Raw genomic sequence first — 16,322 nt, forward strand, 5'->3', positions numbered from 1 at the left:
AACGCATAACATCAAAATTTAAAACCAATAAAACTGAAACAGGATAATTTTAAGAAACTTTGTGAATTTTTTATTTTAAGAAATAACTAAATTAGTAATCTCAAAAAATACCTCATTCAGTAAAAGCCAAATAATGGAAAATTACAGCATCATCATTTTTATCCTGGCCATCGTAATTGGACTTTCTGCTTTTGCAGATAAAATTAAGTTACCCTACCCTATTTTATTGGTTATTGTTGGAATCATAATCGGCTTTTTTCCAAGCATGGGCGAAATTGAGATTAATCCCGAGATTATTTTTTTGATTTTTCTGCCTCCGCTTTTATACGATGCTTCTTTTAATATTTCGCCTAATGATTTTAAAACCAATATCAATACAATTGGTACATTGGCCATTACATTAGTTTTTGTTACCACTTTAGGAATTGCCATTGTTGCCCATTACTTGATTCCCGGAATGACCTGGCCGCTTTCGTTTGTACTTGGCGCAATCCTTTCTGCCACCGATGCTGTAGCGGCTATAAGTATCACAAAAGGGCTAAAAATTTCACACAAAACCATCACAATCCTTGAGGGAGAAAGTCTTATTAACGATGCATCGGCATTTGTTGCTTACCGCTTTGCTGTGGCGGCTGTAATGGGATCTGCTTTTGTAATTTGGAAAGCGACCTTACAGTTTATGTTATTGCTTGGAGGTGGTTTTTTGGTTGGTTTTATCATGGCCAAAATTCTCGCTTACATCCTAACCAAAGTGCATAAAAATGTAAACGTTACGATTAGTTTTATGCTCTTAATGCCCTTTGTAGCCTATCTTGTTGCTGAACATCTACACGTCTCAGGCGTTATTGCAGTAGTCGTTTTAGGATTGTCTATTGCCCGATTCAGTAATAAAATCTTCCCCGAAAGTCTAAAAAACAACTCCAGAACGCTTTGGGATATTATTATTTTTCTCCTTAACGGATTAATCTTTATTTTAATTGGTCTTAATTTCCGCTACATCCTCAAAGACATAGACAATACCATGATTTTGCCTTATATTGGTTATGCTGCGATTATTACCATCACAGCACTGCTAATTAGAATGGGAAGGGTTTTTCTGCAAAAAATAAACCTTCAAAAAGCTTTTCTAAATACAAAAGGAAAAAGAAAAGTAAGCGAACATGCTCTTTTAGACTTCAACAATAGTATCATTTTGGGTTGGTCCGGTATGCGCGGCATTGTTTCGTTGGCAATCGCGATCGGGTTACCCAAATTTCTGGAAAACGGAACGCCATTCCCTCAAAGAAATGCTATTATTTTTATTTCAGTTGCGGTTGTATTATTAACCCTTATCGGACAAGGACTTACTTTGCCCTGGATTGTAAAAAAATTAACACCAAAAGAAACGAATCGTTCTTAAAATATATTTTTTATACATTACTAAACCAACTAATCCTTATGAAAAATAGAATTGCAATTTATGGTGCCTACGGACACACCGGAAAGTTTATTGTCTCCGAACTCTACAGACAAGGTTATACAAATCTTATCCTTTCGGGAAGAGATCAGGAAAAATTAGTGCTTTTAAATCAAGAATATCCAGATTTAAAAATACAAGCAGCATCTATTCACGAACCGAAAACATTAGATGATGCATTTTCAGGTGCAGAAATTATTATAAACTGTGCCGGCCCTTACTTAGACACCGCAGAACCGATCATAAAATCTGCTTTGCGACTGGGTAGTCATTACATTGATTTGACGGCGGAACAAAAACCTGTTTTAGACATCTTCGAACAGTTTTCTGAACAGGCAAAAAACGATAAAATCCTCATAATTCCGGCCTCTGCTTTCTATGGCGGTTTAGCCGATTTACTGAGTACTGCCCTAACCCACGATTGGAACCAGATCGATGAAATAAATGTTTATATTGGATTGGACTCGTGGCATCCAACAAAAGGAACAAGGCTAACAGGAGACCGAAATCACTATAAAAGATTAACGTTCAAAGACAATCGTTTACAAGAACTTGAAGCAAGTCCTTCGCAAGAATGGGATTTTAAAAGTCCAATTGGGATTAAGGAAGTTGTTGCTTTGCCGCTTTCTGAAATCATTACTATTTCGCGTCATTTAAATGTTAGCAGTGTTAATACCTATCTTAGTCAAAACTCTTTAAATGATCTTAGAAATGATGATACTCCGGAACCAAAAGCTGTAGACAGCAAAAACAGATCCTCACAACAATTCTGTGTTGATGTTGTTGCAACAAAAGACAACCAAATAAGAATCATTACCGCTCAGGGACAGGATATTTATGCCGTTACCGCTCCGTTGGTAGTTGAAGGAATAAATAGAATTTTGTCAGGCAGAGTAAAAAAGACCGGTGTAACAACAATGGGAGAAGTTTATGATGCAGCAGATTTTTTACAAGCTTTAGATGAAGATGACATCGAAATATCAGCTATAAAAGAATCTCAATTGAATTAAAAATAAATTACTGCATTACCCAATGGCAAAATTGATTTCACTATACTTTATCCTTTTCTCCACGTTGCTCTTTGCTCAAAAAGATAATTTCAATAAAGAGATTACCAAAGTAAAAGGCGATTTAAACAAAGACGGTTTAATCGATTATGTTTTAGTATCACAAGACACCTTAAATGATGAAGGACCTTATAAACTCGAAATCTATTTTGCCGAAACAAATGGAAAATTCAAACCGATTCTTTCTTCAACAAAAGCAATAGATCCAGCATTTCCTGAGGGCAAAAAAGGTTATTACTCAGGGAATGCTTTTTCAGAAATTACGATCAAAAAAGGAATTCTCAGTATTAATATTGAACTTACAAGAGGGCATTACGAACATAAATTCCGATTTCAAAATGGTAATTTCGAACTTATCGGTTTCTCCGAAGCCTATTCTGACGGCATAGGTACAATGACCACAATAGATTTTAATTTATCTACCGGAATCCGAATTAAGGATACAGAACGTTATGACGACGAAAGTGAAAAGCCAACTCATTCCCAGAAGAAAGTCCTTATCAAACCATTACCTAAATTACAGGATTTCGTCTCTTTTCAAACAGAATTTTATTAAGCTGTTGCTGATACTTTAAGTTTTCATAAAGAACTTTTCCGGTTTTTATTTGTAATTTCGATTTCTGACAATAACCGTTTTTCTGAGAAACAAATCTCAAAAAACAGTTCCGATTAACATTAAAATTAAAAAAAACAAATGGTTTCATTTACTAAAGAATTATCTTTTCGCTGGTCAGATCTTGACCCAAATTTTCACGTTCGTCATAGTGCTTATTACGATTTTGGCGCACAACATCGTATCGAAGTTTTAGAACAATTGGGGTTGACTTTAAGAATAATGCAGACAGAGGGCTTTGGACCCATTTTATTTAGAGAAGAGTGCGTTTTTAGAAAAGAGCTAAAACTTTCAGATAAAATATTCATTCATACCAAAACCTCCAAAATGAAAGCGGATGCTTCGCGCTGGTCTATCATTCACGAATTTAGAAAGGAAGATGATACGCTTTGTGCCGTTATTACTGTTGATGGCGCCTGGATGGATACTAAATTGCGTAAATTAGCTACTCCAACTCCACAAATTGCAGTTGATGCTTTGAGTATTTTCCCGAAAAGTGAAGATTTTATAGCGCTTTAAAACAGCTCCTATGTAATAAATTGACTCCATTTTGTGCTTACAGTTAAACGAATGTTTCAACCATAATTAAAACGATAACTATGAAAAAAGCAATCTTAAGTTTTTTTACACTATTAATTTTAATCTCTTGTAACAACCAAAAACCGCAAAATATGGAGTCAAAAAATACAGCCTTAGTCAAACAATATTTCGAGCATTTCAACAACCACAAATGGAAAGAAATGGCAGAAATGTATACCCCGACTGCCGATTTTAAAGACCCGTCACTAGGAACAGGGATTGTAAAACAAACTCGTGCCGAAACCCTAAAAAAATACAGCGAATTAAATCAGATGTTTCCGGATTTGACTGATAAAGTCATTCAGATCTATCCTTCAGGCGAAAATAATGTTATCGTTGAATTTGTGTCTTCCGGAACTGCCGAAGACGATTCAACTTTTGAACTTCCGATTTGTACCATTTTTACGATTGAAAACGGTTTGATCACAAAAGACTTTACCTATTACGACAATTTCGACGAATAATAAGCTCCTTTTTACAACGAATGATTGATTATATAACAGATTTTAGGATAGGCATTTTTGTCGCTATTATAGTGATTGTAACCATCGTTTTGGGTGCCATTACAGATAGAGCCTTAAAAATGTTTCTCTATCGCAAACTCAGCGATAAAGAATACGATGCGACAGGTTTTAAGTTTTTAAAACACTTAATCATTACGGTTATTTATATTTTAGGATTTGCATTTGCCTTAATACAAATTCCGGAATTTAAAATTATCGGACATTCCTTTTTGGCAGGTGCCGGCGTTATTTCGATCGTGGCCGGTTTGGCTTCGCAACAAGCGTTAAGTAACATTGTAAGCGGTATTTTTCTTGTGATTTTTAAGCCTTTTCGCATCAATGACAAAATTACCATCAACAATTTTGTAGGTACCGTTGAAGATATCAATCTAAGACAGGTCGTTCTGAAAGATGCGGAAAACAACCGAATCATTATTCCAAATTCGATTATTAGCAATCAAATTATTGTAAACACCAATATGCACGATACCAAGTGTTGCAAAATAATCCAAATTGGTATCGGTTACGAATCGGATATCGAAAAAGCGCTGGAAATCATGAAAGAAGAAGTCAGCAAACATCCCCTTTCTATTGATAATCGAACTGCCGAAGAAAAAAAGAAAAACACGCCTTTAGTTAATGCAAGAGTAGTTGAACTCGGTGCATCAAGTGTCAATATAAAAACCTGGGTATGGGCAAAAAACTCTACGGACGGTTTTATTATGTATTGTGATTTATTACAAAGCATCAAAAAACGTTTTGACGAAGCCAATATTGATATCCCTTATCCGCAACAGGTTGTCACGTTAAAGAAATAAATTTTCTAGAGTAAGACGTGTTAGTTTATTGAAACTTCAATCCAAAATTTACTCTATCAAAAGTTGTACTGCAGGAAACTGCAAAACGACCAAAGTTTACCGTTCCAAAAATTCCTTCTTCTCCCTGACCGGAATAAAATCCACCTGCCGCGAAACGATCGTTCTGATATTTTAAAGCAATATCATTAACTCTGCTGCTTAACTGACCAAAAGCAATCACATGTGGAATAATTTCGTAACTCGCAAAAACTTTTGGAACCAGTTTTCTGTAATAATCGGAACTTTCATCGGTATCATAACTAATGCTTGTAGAATGCAGATTCTCGAGACTACCACCAATAAAAGTGTTCTCCTTAAAATGCCACGACACACTAAATCCCGTAAATGTTCCGTCATAACCACTCCTCGACTCTAAGTAACCTATAGCGATTGTAGCTCTGAACTTTTCACATATCTTACCGATATAACCAACATAAGACCGATCAATATCAGACTTATCGATGCCAGCTCCCAAAATAACATCGTCCTCGCACATCGTAAAGGCGTACTGAAAGTAAGTCGAATATTGATTTTCATTGCCCGCAACAACACTACGTCCTTTATCAAGATCGATATTGGGTGAAATTAAGGTTGAGTTTATAACGGCAAAATCAAATGTATTGATTTCCTGGGCAAATGTAGGGGCTGTCAACAGGAATAGAAGTATTGTTCTTTTCATAATATCAATTTTAGCTTACAACATTCTACTATTAAATTTACGAAAAACCTTGCTATTTAAAAAAAATATCCTTTTAAGTGCATTATTCATCGCCAAAATACAACATTTTAAAAATCAAGTAGTTAACATTAAATTAAACGAAACTAAAAAGAAACCTACAAAAATTAGAAGTGACGGTAATTCCCAGTCCTTTGCTTTTTCAGATAACTTTAGCATTTTACTCTTTGTTTTAAAAATGGTTCTCTTTACTTTTATAAGTATCAATTCAGATTCGATCAGATAATAAAAGCGGAATCCGTTTTTTGATCCATTAATCGTATTTTTGAAATATAATAGCAATCTTAAAAAACTGACAATATGTTTACAATCGAACAAATAAAAGAAGCACATTCTAAAGTAAAATCGGGTGCCGATTTTCCAAACTATATACAAGACTTAATTATTCTAGGTGTTAAAGGATACGATACTTTTGTGCACGACGGTCACGTAGAATATTACGGCGTAAATAATTACAACGTTACTGCTGATGAAAAATATGCAGAAATTAAAGTAGCCCCTTTTCCGAACAAAGAACTTTTTATTGAGTTTTTGGTAAAACATCAGTATGGTGAAACCGATTATATAACATTCTGCGGCCATTGTGCGCAATGTGGTATTGCAAAATGGCGTGTTGATATAGTCGAAATGACCTGTACTTATTTTGATCAATCAGATAATGAAATCCTGATCGAAAAAATCCCAAGTTAATTTCAATCACAAAACAAACCAACAAATTCAATTCGCGCCAATTCATGTAATTCGTGGCAAAAAAAGGAAGCATCAAACACAAATCGCCAATTTTCAATCCTTTATAAAACCAAAAAACGCCAAAGCCATGTCAAATAAAATTTCGTCTCTTATAAATCCCAATGAACTACTGGAATTACATGCTTCTCAAAAAATTATCCTAATAGATGCGAGAGCTGGAATCGGTGCGGAAGAAAATTATAAAAAAGAGCATTTAAAAGGTGCCCGATATGCTGACTTGAACCACGATTTAGCCACGATCACAACCGAACCTGCAAAAGGTGGAAGACATCCTTTACCTTCTCTTGATAAATTTTCAAAAACACTATCAAAACTTGGAATTCAACCTTCAAGCCATGTTGTAATTTATGATGATAAAAACGGATCCAACGCCGCTGCCAGATTCTGGTGGATGCTCAGAGCTGTCGGACACGAAAAAGTACAGGTTTTAAACGGTGGTTTACAGGCTGCCATCATAAGTGGCTTTCCAATAAGTTCAGAAATTGAACATTTTGACACCGTAGAAAACTACCCGATTAAAGAATGGCAATTGGGTTTAGCGGACATAAACCAAGTTGAAACGGCTCGAAATAATGACGAATTTATCGTTATTGATGTTAGAGATAAAAATCGTTTTGATGGTCTCACAGAGCCCCTGGATTTAATCGCAGGACATATACCAGGAGCGACTAATGTTCCTTTTAGTGAAAACTTAGACGAAAATGGCTTTTATCATGCTGCTGAAATATTAGTGAAAAAATATACTGAAGTTTTAGGTCCTGTAAAACCCGAAAATACAATAGTCCATTGTGGTTCGGGCGTTACGGCTTGTCATACCTTATTAGCAATGGATTATGCCGGAATTCCGATTCCAAAATTATACGTAGGTTCCTGGAGCGAGTGGTCACGTAACGATCGTCCGATGGCAACCAAAGAAAACAATTAATCTTTTAAGAAATAATAATGCAGCATTGGGATATCCTTTTATCAAATAAAGTAAACAAAAAAGCTTTTATCGACACGTTACTTTCCGGCACTATTGAAGGAGAACTGGGCATTTTTAAAGATCAGAAAGGCATTCTTTTCTCCGACATGGCGATAGAGAAATTTATTGAAAAAGAATACCAATATGACATTGTAGAAGCTTCTCCGGATTCGCACCGACAATTGCGAACCTTTTCTTCAGGCGAGCGTAAAAAAGAGTTTCTTCGATACTGTATCAATCAAAAACCTGATTTCATCATTTTCGACAATCCTTTTGATCATTTAGATCAAGCCTCCCGTGTTGTTTTGGCAGAATCACTAAAAAAACTGACCGATAGTATTGCTATTATTCAATTGGTTAATCGATATGTTGACGTTCTTGATTTTGTTCCGAATAAAGTCCAAATTAAGGACAATTCGTTTGCTTTGCATCCATTATCAAAAGTCGAAAACCATTTTAAAACATTACAGACTACTTCAATTCCAAAAGCCATAGAACCGCATTCCTTTCACGAAAGTGTATTAATAAAAATGGAAAACGTTTCGGTAAGTTACGAAGAAAGAAAAATTGTAGATCAAATATCGTGGACCATAAAACCGGGTGAGTTCTGGCAACTTATCGGTCCAAATGGTTCCGGAAAAAGCACGATCCTTTCTTTAATTACGGGAGACAATCCAAAAGGATTTGGTCAGGATTTATTTTTATTTGGAAGAAAAAAAGGAACGGGAGAAAGTGTCTGGGACATTAAAAAACAAATCGGAATCTTCACCACTTCGATGACCGATTTGTTTCAAAAAAGCCACACTTTAGAACAAATGATACTGTCCGGATTTTTCGATTCTATCGGATTATATACAGAACCCACAACTTTTCAAAAACAAAACGTAGCACAATGGCTTGAAGTAATCGAAATGAGTCATTTAAAAAACAAACGTTTTACAGAACTGTCAATCGGCCAGCAAAGAGTGGCGTTGATTGTTCGTGCCGTTTTAAAACATCCACCATTATTAATTCTGGACGAACCTGTAGAAGGTTTAGACGACGAAAATGTAGATTTGGTAATTCAGCTTATCAATACCATAAAACAAGAAACCAGCGTAGCGATCATCTACGTTTCGCACCGCATCGAATCAGGCCTCGCTCCTACCTCCGTATTTGAATTAGTACCCACACCAACAGGTTCGATTGGAAAAGTAAAATACCATCCGGTGCAAAAGTTGGTAATCAAGTAAAAGTATATTTAAACCATATAAGTGATGTAAGTTCATTTTAAATTTACTTTGCGTTACTTGCCTAAAAAAGCGATCAGGTGTGAAAAATTGGGTCTGAAAATTTGGTTTATTTAAAAAAAAAGTCGTTTGTCCTTTCGAGCGAAGTCGAGAAATCACAAAAGGAATTCCGCATAGAAAATCGCCAATCTTTGTTGATTTGCGAGTGTGATTTCTCCTTCGTCGAAATTGACATAGCTACAAAAAAAGGCTTGATGGATTGAAAATACCATGCTGAAATTAAATTAAAAACCAAACTTATGACATTTAAACACCTTACATTTTTCCTGTTGTCCTTATTACTAATTTCCTGCTCCAGCGTAATTTCAACACAAAAAAAAGAATATCAATTAACCAAAACAGCACAAATCAAATCTGACTGGAAGCAAAATTCAAAAAGTTGGTCTTTACAAAAAGATACCTTAATGGGTACGGGAGGTCCTATGGTGTGGGGTGTAATGGAATCTAAAAAACAACTTCCGAAAAATTTCGAAATTGATTTGAAAGTCAATATGACAAAAGAATCTTTATTTGAAATAATGCTCCATATCGATCAGGATAAATACATCAGAACTTACCTTTATCAGATTGATCAGAATATCGTCATTGGCAGAGGCACCTACAACAAAGGAAGTAACGAATACGACAAACGTGGCGGACCAAGTTTATTTACCAAATCAATCAGCTTAAAAAATAATCATTGGTATTCGGTCAAAATTCGGGTTTTAAACAATCAATTATTCTTTTCTGTAGATAATGTCACTAAACTGGAATGTTCCTTAGAAAAAAGCAATTTAAGCCAACATGGGAAGTTGGGTCTCTTAACAAATGGAGAAGTAAAAATAACCGACTTTATTGTAAAAAGTATCTAAATAAAAAAGCTCCAATAGGAGCTTTTTATATACCAAAATTATCTAATTTTCTAATTAACAAATTATCTAATTAGTTCTCTTCGTCTTCCATATTATGCGTCTTTCCATAATTGCGCCATTTCTCAATACAATCTTGAAAATCTTGCGGTAATTCGGTATCAAAACGCATCATTTCTCCCGTAGTCGGATGCACAAAACCAAGTGTTTTAGCATGCAACGCCTGACGTGGTAATGCTTTGAAACAATTGTCTATAAATTGTTTGTATTTTGTAAAAGTGGTTCCTTTCAGAATCAAATGCCCTCCGTAACGTTCGTCATTAAACAACGGATGTCCGATATGTTTCAGGTGCGCACGGATTTGGTGTGTTCTACCTGTTTCCAATTTACAGGAAATAAGCGTTACATAACCAAAACGTTCCAACACTTTATAATGTGTAATTGCAGGTTTCCCGATTTCAGGATCAGCAAAAACAGCCATTTGCATGCGGTCTTTTAAATGTCGGGCCAGATTTCCTTCGATAGTTCCCGCTTCTTCCGCTACATTACCCCAAACAAGTGCGATATACTCGCGTTCAGAAGTTTTAGCTTCAAATTGCTTTGCCAAATGTGTCATGGCAGCTTCGGTTTTGGCTACAACCAAAAGTCCCGAAGTATCCTTGTCGATTCTGTGAACCAAACCAGGACGTTCGCTGCTATTCATTGGCAAATTATCAAAATGATGTGCCAAAGCATTCACTAAGGTTCCGGTGTAATTTCCATGACCCGGATGTACTACCATTCCCGGTTCCTTGTTGATTAACAACAAAGCATCATCTTCATAAACAATATTCAACGGAAGATCTTCCGGAAGAATATGATTTTCAAAGGGTGGGTGCGATAACATCACGGTTACCACATCTAGTGGTTTTACTTTATAATTTGATTTTACCGGAATATCATTTACAAAAATGTTTCCTTCAGTAGCTGCGTTCTGAATTTTATTTCGGGTCGCATTCTGAATCAAATTCATTAAATATTTGTCAATACGCAAGAGCGCTTGACCTTTAGGGACTTCAAATCTGAAATGTTCGAATAATTCGTCTTCCAAATCTAAATTTTCAATATTATTGTTCATCTTTTGGGGTTTCAGTTGGTGGCACAGCTAAACTATCTGTCGCCTGACTGTCATCTGCATACGTCGCTTTTCCGTCTCCTAAAACCAAATCAATTTTAGAAGCTTTCAATACACGGTCACCTACTTTTAAATTTCTTCCTTTGTAACGCATTTCCAAAACCATATCTTTTCCAAGATTCGGAATATAGGTAATTGTTCCTGCTTCAAGTCCTAAAGCCTTTAGCGTTGGAACTGCTTCACGATACGTTTTTTCTATTAAATCCGGAATTCGAACAGACGAAAATCCGGAAGCATTAATTTTTATATATATTTTTCTACCAACTTTTACCTTTGTTCCAGGCAATGGATCCTGCTCCACTACACTGTATTTTGGAAATTCACTTCGGTAATCAACACTATCCAAAAGCACATAATCTAAGTCCAGCTCGTCTAATTTTGCTTCTACTTGCTCTTCGGTTAGTTTAGATAAATTCGGAACAGCGATTTCATGCCCGTGATCAGTTGTAAAAGTCAACCAATGCATAAACAAATAACCCAAAACTGCAATAATAGCAGCCGCACCTAATACTTGCAAAAAGAACACACGGCTTGTTAAATACTTACGTAAACTCATAAAATTATTTTTAGTTGTGGCAAAGATAAACCTATTTCGTTTCAAAAAAAATGATAATTTTGTTTAAAACAAGAAAGTGGCAAAAAAACGCTACGTTAAAATTTAACCGCAAAGGCCGCAAAGATTTCACGCAAAGTTCACAAAATTGTCGAACTTGAAGCCTGAAACTTGAAACAAAAAAACGAACAAAACATACTAAACATAAAAAAATGAAAAACATAGCCATCATCATGGGCGGATATTCAAGCGAATATAAAATTTCTCTTATCAGCGGAAATGTTGTGCACCAATATCTTGACAAAACAAAATACGTTGGTTTTCGTATTCATATTTTCAAAGAAAAATGGGTATATGTAGACGAAAATGAAGCTGAATTTCCAATTGATAAAAATGATTTCTCTGTAATCGTAAACGGACAAAAAATTACTTTTGACTGTGTTTTCAATGCCATTCACGGAACTCCGGGTGAGGATGGATTAATGCAGGCTTATTTCGAATTGTTAAACATTCCACAATCTTCCTGCGATTATTACCAATCTGCACTTACTTTCAACAAACGTGATTTACTTTCGGTTTTAAAACCATACGGAATCAAAACAGCCATTTCTTATTACCTAAACAAAGGTGATGTTATCAATACCGAAGAAATTGTAAAAAAAGTAGGTTTACCTTGTTTCGTAAAACCAAACAAAGCAGGATCAAGTTTCGGAATTTCAAAAGTAAAAACCGCTGCCGAATTGCCAATTGCTATTGAGGTGGCTTATAAAGAAGATAACGAAATCATCATCGAAAGTTTCCTTGACGGAACAGAAGTTTCGGTTGGTGTAATCAATTATAAAGGTGAAATTAAAGTTTTACCAATTACAGAAATTGTATCCGACAATGATTTCTTTGATTATGAGGCCAAATACGAAGGAAAATCACAAGAAATAACACCGGCAAGAATCTCAGAAGAATTAACTCAAAAAGTAGCTGAAACAGCCAAACGTGCTTACGAAGTTTTAAAAATGAAAGGTTTCTCCAGAAGCGAATTCATTATCGTAGACAACGAACCTTATATGCTCGAAATGAACACCATTCCGGGACTAACAACAGAAAGTTTGATTCCACAGCAAGCCAGAGCAGCGGGAATCTCTCTGGAAGATTTATTTACTAATGCGATTGAGCTGGCGTTAGTTTAAAAAAGTTACTGAGGTTCTGAGATTCTAAGTTACTAAGATTTCGGAACCTTTTTTAATTCTTAAAAATAGCTTTCTTTATCAATTTCGACAAAGAAGAATTCAAAACAAAACCTCCGAGCCTTTGCCACTTTGAGCTTTTGAACCTCAAAAACTCAGAACCTTAGAATCTTAGAAACTCAGAACCTCAAAAAAAAATGAGAAAAGCCATATTCCCCGGATCATTTGATCCCATTACACTAGGTCACGAAGACATTATCAAAAGAGGAATTTCTCTTTTTGATGAAATTGTCATTGCGATTGGTGTTAATGCCGAAAAAAAATACATGTTTTCATTGGAAGAAAGAAAACGATTTATTGAAGAAACGTTCAAAGACGAACCAAAAATAACGGTTATTACCTATGAAGGTCTTACCATCGACTTATGTCATAAACTAAAAGCGAACTTTATTTTAAGAGGGTTGCGCAACCCAGCCGATTTCGAATTCGAAAAAGCGATTGCGCATACCAACAGACGTCTTTCAAAAATAGAAACCGTATTCTTGCTGACAGCAGCCAAAACATCCTATATCAGTTCCAGTATTGTTCGTGACGTATTCCGAAATGGTGGCGAGTATGAGATGTTGGTTCCGGATGCTGTGAGGGTGCAGAAATAATCTAAAGTAAAAAACCTAAAAACATAAATTTGTAAGCAAAGCTATTAAAAGATAATTTTGTCACTACAAATAAATTACAAAAAAATGAGCATAGAAAGAGAATTAAACAAACGAAGCGGATCGAAATGTGAACTTTGTGGCGCAACCGAAAACCTAAAAGTATATACCGTTTTACCTACACAAAAAGGCGGAATTGATGAAAGTATATTCGCTTGCACTACTTGTATAGATCAAATCGAAAATCCGGATAATGTCGATTTAAATCACTGGAGATGCTTAAACGACAGTATGTGGAACGAGAATGTTGCCGTACAAGTCGTAGCCTGGAGAATGTTAAGCCGTATGCGTGCTGCAGGATGGCCGCAAGAATTGCTTGACATGATGTACTTAGACGAAGATACTTTGGCATGGGCACAAGCAACAGGAGAAGGTGAAGAGGACGAAAATAAACTAATTCACCGTGACAGTAATGGCGTAATTTTAGAGCACGGAGATTCTGTGGTTTTAATTAAAGACCTAAAAGTAAAAGGATCAAGCATGGTTGCCAAACAAGGAACTGCTGTACGTAACATTCGTTTAGATCATGAAAATGCCGAATACATTGAAGGAAAAGTAGACGGGCAACAGATTGTAATTATCACACAGTACGTTAAGAAGATATAAGTTTTCAGTCGCAGTCTTCGGTCTCAGTACATTTCTGTAAACTGCGACTGCGACTGAAAACTAAAAAAGGCCGTTCAGAAAACTGAACGGCCTTTTTAATATAGTGTCTGCTAACAAATTATTTTTGAAACAATTTATTAATCTGATCTTTAACGAATGGCTCAGAAACACTGCTTGTTGCAGAAGAAGCATCTTTAGTAGAAACCATAAACTGAACAGTAGCTTTTTCCGGAAGAACACTTCCTGTGTAGTGCAACCAAATGTAATTGTTTGGCAACTCTAATTTGATATCATATAAAGGGCTTGCTGTAAAACCGTTTAAAATAATATTGTACAAATTGGTGTAATCGTTATTTACGTTTTTGAAAGTAAACTTTCTTAAACTTGACGATTCGTCCTCATTTTGAATACTAGTGTAATAAACCGTATACTCATCTCCAATTTTTTGAATATAGTTGTTATTTACTTTTCCCAATTTTTCAACTGGTACAGTTTCAAGGACTTTAATTTGTGCAAACGAAACAAAACTAAAGAGCATAAGGGCAAGGGTAATAATGTTTTTCATAATGAATTTGGGGTTAATTTTTACTTATATTATTAAACGCCGAAATTAGGAAAAATTACCTCTAAAACTGCTATTTTATTAACATTAAATTGTTGATTTTGTTCAAAAGCATTTCATTCCTCAATAAACGAACCACAACAGATTAATAATCAATAATTTAAATTCAAAAACCACACTTATTTAAGATATAAACCTTTACAAAAAGTTCTTCAAATTCAAAAAAACTATCGCTCTTCTTCTTTCTTAACTACCTTTCTGGCCACTTCAATTTTAAATTTCTTCCCTTTCATTTTCTCCTCTTTAATATTCTTAAGGAGCTCTGTTACTTTGTTATATTTTACTGCTGCGAAAGAAATAAAATCTTTTACTTCAATCAATCCTAAATCGCCTTTCTCCAGTTTTCCTTTTTGCGAAAAGAACCCCACAATATCAATTTTATTCAGTTTTGTTTTCTTTCCTCCACTAATGTAGATTGTTTGAAATTCAGGTGGTTTTGGTAGTGTTGTTGTATTTTCAACATTCAAAGCATCCATACCGTAGTCGATGTAATCTAATTTTTTTTCACTTTCGTGAATGAGTATATAAGCCGTACCCGAAGCCTGCATACGTGCCGTACGACCGTTTCTATGCGTAAATTCGTCTTCTTTTAAAGGTAAATGATAATGTATAACGTGTTTCATTTCCGGAATATCCAAACCACGGGCAGCCAAATCTGTTGTAATCAGATAACTTACACTTCCGTTTCTGAACTGAATCAAAGCACGTTCACGCTCATCCTGATCCATTCCGCCATGATAATACACTGAGTAAATTCCTTTTTCGTTTAATGTATCACTAATACGTTCAGCGGCATCACGATGATTACAAAAAACGATAGCCGATTGCGATTTTAAAGAACAAATCAGATTGAATAAACTCCCTAATTTATCTTTCGCAGGAGAAACCACCATTTTCATCGAAAGATTGGCTTTTTCTTCTTCCTCCGGAATAAAATCTAAAACGGTCGGATTAACCACTCGGGTATATCTCGGAATCTCAATATCTGAAGTAGCCGATACCAAAACACGTTTGTTTAATTTCGTAAGCTTGCCAATGATAAAAGACATTTGCTCATGAAAACCCAATTGCAATGACTTATCAAATTCATCCAAAATTAAAGTCTGAATTTTGTCCATTCGGAAAGTTCCTCTTTCTATATGGTCTGCAATTCTCCCTGGAGTTCCGATTAAAACAGCCGGTGGATTACTTAAATTTTTAATTTCAGTGTCAATCGAGTGACCTCCATAACAGATATTTACCTTATAATCAGTCCCCATTTTCTTCCAAACCTGTTCGATCTGTAATCCTAATTCACGTGAAGGAACCAAAATCAAACATTGAACCGAAAGCACTTCAGGCTGCAATAATTCTAAAACCGGCAATAAAAAAGCCAGTGTTTTTCCCGATCCCGTTGGAGAAAGCAGTAAAACATTATTATCGTTAAGAATTGCATCTTGTGCAACTTCCTGCATTTCGTTCAGGCTCTCAATACCTAAATTCGAAAGTATATTATTGGAATGGTGTTTTTTATTCATTTTGCAAAAGTAAACAAAATAGTGTTGTTTATGGGGGTAAAGTTTTTTTTCAGGTTTGAAGGTTCAAGTTTCATGTTTCAAGTTTCAAGTTTCAAGTTTCAGGTTTTCCGTAAAAGGCTTCGACTCCGCTCAGCTTGACATACGGTATGTAGTCCTGAACGAAGTCGAAGGGCGTCCTGACCAAAGCCAAAGCTCTCTCTGAGTCAAATCAAAGATCACCCAAACGAAGTCAAAAAACATCTTAAGCACAGCATTGCGCCTTTGCGAAAAACCTTTGCGAACCTTGCGTTTAAA

At 35.5% G+C, this 16,322-nt stretch carries 18 protein-coding genes; 13 read left to right on the top strand and 5 right to left on the bottom strand.

Annotated elements, in window-relative coordinates:
* Positions 1 to 133 precede the first annotated feature (133 nt).
* The 6 genes from ACHRV3_RS13310 (at position 134) to ACHRV3_RS13335 (ending at position 5,036) form a co-directional block, all read left to right on the top strand.
* Entirely contained in the window at positions 134 to 1,399 is a 1,266-nt protein-coding gene (locus ACHRV3_RS13310) for a Na+/H+ antiporter (protein WP_395435017.1), read from the top strand.
* A 38-nt stretch (positions 1,400 to 1,437) separates the two neighbouring features.
* Positions 1,438 to 2,466 carry a saccharopine dehydrogenase family protein gene (locus tag ACHRV3_RS13315; RefSeq protein WP_395435018.1) on the top strand — a complete coding sequence of 343 codons (1,029 nt, stop codon included), beginning with the start codon at positions 1,438 to 1,440 and terminating at the stop codon, positions 2,464 to 2,466.
* Between the two features lie 22 nt (positions 2,467 to 2,488).
* Positions 2,489 to 3,079: a hypothetical protein gene (locus ACHRV3_RS13320; RefSeq protein ID WP_395435019.1), complete on the top strand. Its 591-nt coding sequence runs from the start codon at positions 2,489 to 2,491 to the stop codon at positions 3,077 to 3,079.
* 138 nt (positions 3,080 to 3,217) lie between these two features.
* Positions 3,218 to 3,655: a thioesterase family protein gene (locus tag ACHRV3_RS13325; protein ID WP_047775934.1), complete on the top strand. Its 438-nt coding sequence runs from the start codon at positions 3,218 to 3,220 to the stop codon at positions 3,653 to 3,655.
* Between the two features lie 80 nt (positions 3,656 to 3,735).
* Positions 3,736 to 4,179 carry a nuclear transport factor 2 family protein gene (locus tag ACHRV3_RS13330; protein WP_395435020.1) on the top strand — a complete coding sequence of 148 codons (444 nt, stop codon included), beginning with the start codon at positions 3,736 to 3,738 and terminating at the stop codon, positions 4,177 to 4,179.
* Between the two features lie 20 nt (positions 4,180 to 4,199).
* The gene (locus tag ACHRV3_RS13335; protein WP_395435021.1) at positions 4,200 to 5,036 is read left to right on the top strand and encodes a mechanosensitive ion channel family protein; all 837 of its coding nucleotides are present in this window, start codon (positions 4,200 to 4,202) and stop codon (positions 5,034 to 5,036) included.
* 25 nt (positions 5,037 to 5,061) lie between these two features.
* On the opposite strand, the gene ACHRV3_RS13340 is transcribed toward ACHRV3_RS13335, so the two are convergent.
* Positions 5,062 to 5,754, bottom strand: coding sequence for a hypothetical protein (locus ACHRV3_RS13340; protein ID WP_395435022.1), 693 nt, complete (start codon positions 5,752 to 5,754; stop codon positions 5,062 to 5,064).
* A gap of 357 nt (positions 5,755 to 6,111) precedes the next feature.
* Between ACHRV3_RS13340 and ACHRV3_RS13345 the strand changes: the two genes are divergently transcribed.
* The 4 genes from ACHRV3_RS13345 (at position 6,112) to ACHRV3_RS13360 (ending at position 9,665) form a co-directional block, all read left to right on the top strand.
* The gene (locus ACHRV3_RS13345; RefSeq protein ID WP_047775941.1) at positions 6,112 to 6,501 is read left to right on the top strand and encodes a DUF1398 domain-containing protein; all 390 of its coding nucleotides are present in this window, start codon (positions 6,112 to 6,114) and stop codon (positions 6,499 to 6,501) included.
* Positions 6,502 to 6,628: 127 nt separating this feature from the next.
* Complete coding sequence (locus ACHRV3_RS13350; protein ID WP_395435023.1) at positions 6,629 to 7,486, top strand: sulfurtransferase; 858 nt, start codon at positions 6,629 to 6,631, stop codon at positions 7,484 to 7,486.
* A gap of 17 nt (positions 7,487 to 7,503) precedes the next feature.
* A complete protein-coding gene (locus ACHRV3_RS13355; protein WP_395435024.1) occupies positions 7,504 to 8,757 on the top strand; it encodes an ATP-binding cassette domain-containing protein in 1,254 nt (417 codons plus the stop codon).
* Between the two features lie 296 nt (positions 8,758 to 9,053).
* Complete coding sequence (locus ACHRV3_RS13360; protein WP_395435025.1) at positions 9,054 to 9,665, top strand: hypothetical protein; 612 nt, start codon at positions 9,054 to 9,056, stop codon at positions 9,663 to 9,665.
* 70 nt (positions 9,666 to 9,735) lie between these two features.
* Here the strand turns inward: ACHRV3_RS13360 and ACHRV3_RS13365 are convergent, their stop codons facing one another.
* Both ACHRV3_RS13365 and ACHRV3_RS13370 read right to left on the bottom strand, forming a co-directional pair.
* Positions 9,736 to 10,779: an RluA family pseudouridine synthase gene (locus ACHRV3_RS13365; protein WP_047775954.1), complete on the bottom strand. Its 1,044-nt coding sequence runs from the start codon at positions 10,777 to 10,779 to the stop codon at positions 9,736 to 9,738.
* The gene (locus tag ACHRV3_RS13370; RefSeq protein WP_047775955.1) at positions 10,769 to 11,392 is read right to left on the bottom strand and encodes a PASTA domain-containing protein; all 624 of its coding nucleotides are present in this window, start codon (positions 11,390 to 11,392) and stop codon (positions 10,769 to 10,771) included. The genes ACHRV3_RS13365 and ACHRV3_RS13370 overlap by 11 nt, the downstream gene beginning before the upstream one ends.
* A 209-nt stretch (positions 11,393 to 11,601) precedes the next feature.
* Here ACHRV3_RS13370 and ACHRV3_RS13375 point away from each other — a divergent pair, with 209 nt between their 5' ends.
* From ACHRV3_RS13375 to ACHRV3_RS13385, 3 genes are all read left to right on the top strand, one after another.
* A complete protein-coding gene (locus ACHRV3_RS13375; protein WP_395435026.1) occupies positions 11,602 to 12,573 on the top strand; it encodes a D-alanine--D-alanine ligase in 972 nt (323 codons plus the stop codon).
* Between the two features lie 194 nt (positions 12,574 to 12,767).
* Complete coding sequence (gene coaD, locus ACHRV3_RS13380) at positions 12,768 to 13,226, top strand: pantetheine-phosphate adenylyltransferase (protein ID WP_395435027.1); 459 nt, start codon at positions 12,768 to 12,770, stop codon at positions 13,224 to 13,226.
* An 84-nt stretch (positions 13,227 to 13,310) separates the two neighbouring features.
* Positions 13,311 to 13,889: an alkylphosphonate utilization protein gene (locus ACHRV3_RS13385; RefSeq protein ID WP_230001612.1), complete on the top strand. Its 579-nt coding sequence runs from the start codon at positions 13,311 to 13,313 to the stop codon at positions 13,887 to 13,889.
* A 118-nt stretch (positions 13,890 to 14,007) separates the two neighbouring features.
* Here ACHRV3_RS13385 and ACHRV3_RS13390 read toward each other — a convergent pair whose 3' ends face one another.
* On the bottom strand, positions 14,008 to 14,454 hold the full coding sequence (locus tag ACHRV3_RS13390) for a hypothetical protein (protein WP_047775962.1): 447 nt from the start codon (positions 14,452 to 14,454) through the stop codon (positions 14,008 to 14,010).
* A gap of 224 nt (positions 14,455 to 14,678) precedes the next feature.
* Complete coding sequence (locus ACHRV3_RS13395; protein WP_395435028.1) at positions 14,679 to 16,028, bottom strand: DEAD/DEAH box helicase; 1,350 nt, start codon at positions 16,026 to 16,028, stop codon at positions 14,679 to 14,681.
* Between the last annotated feature and the right edge of the window lie 294 nt (positions 16,029 to 16,322).

Source organism: Flavobacterium sp. FlaQc-49 (assembly GCF_044005985.1).
Lineage (GTDB): Bacteria > Bacteroidota > Bacteroidia > Flavobacteriales > Flavobacteriaceae > Flavobacterium > Flavobacterium cupriresistens.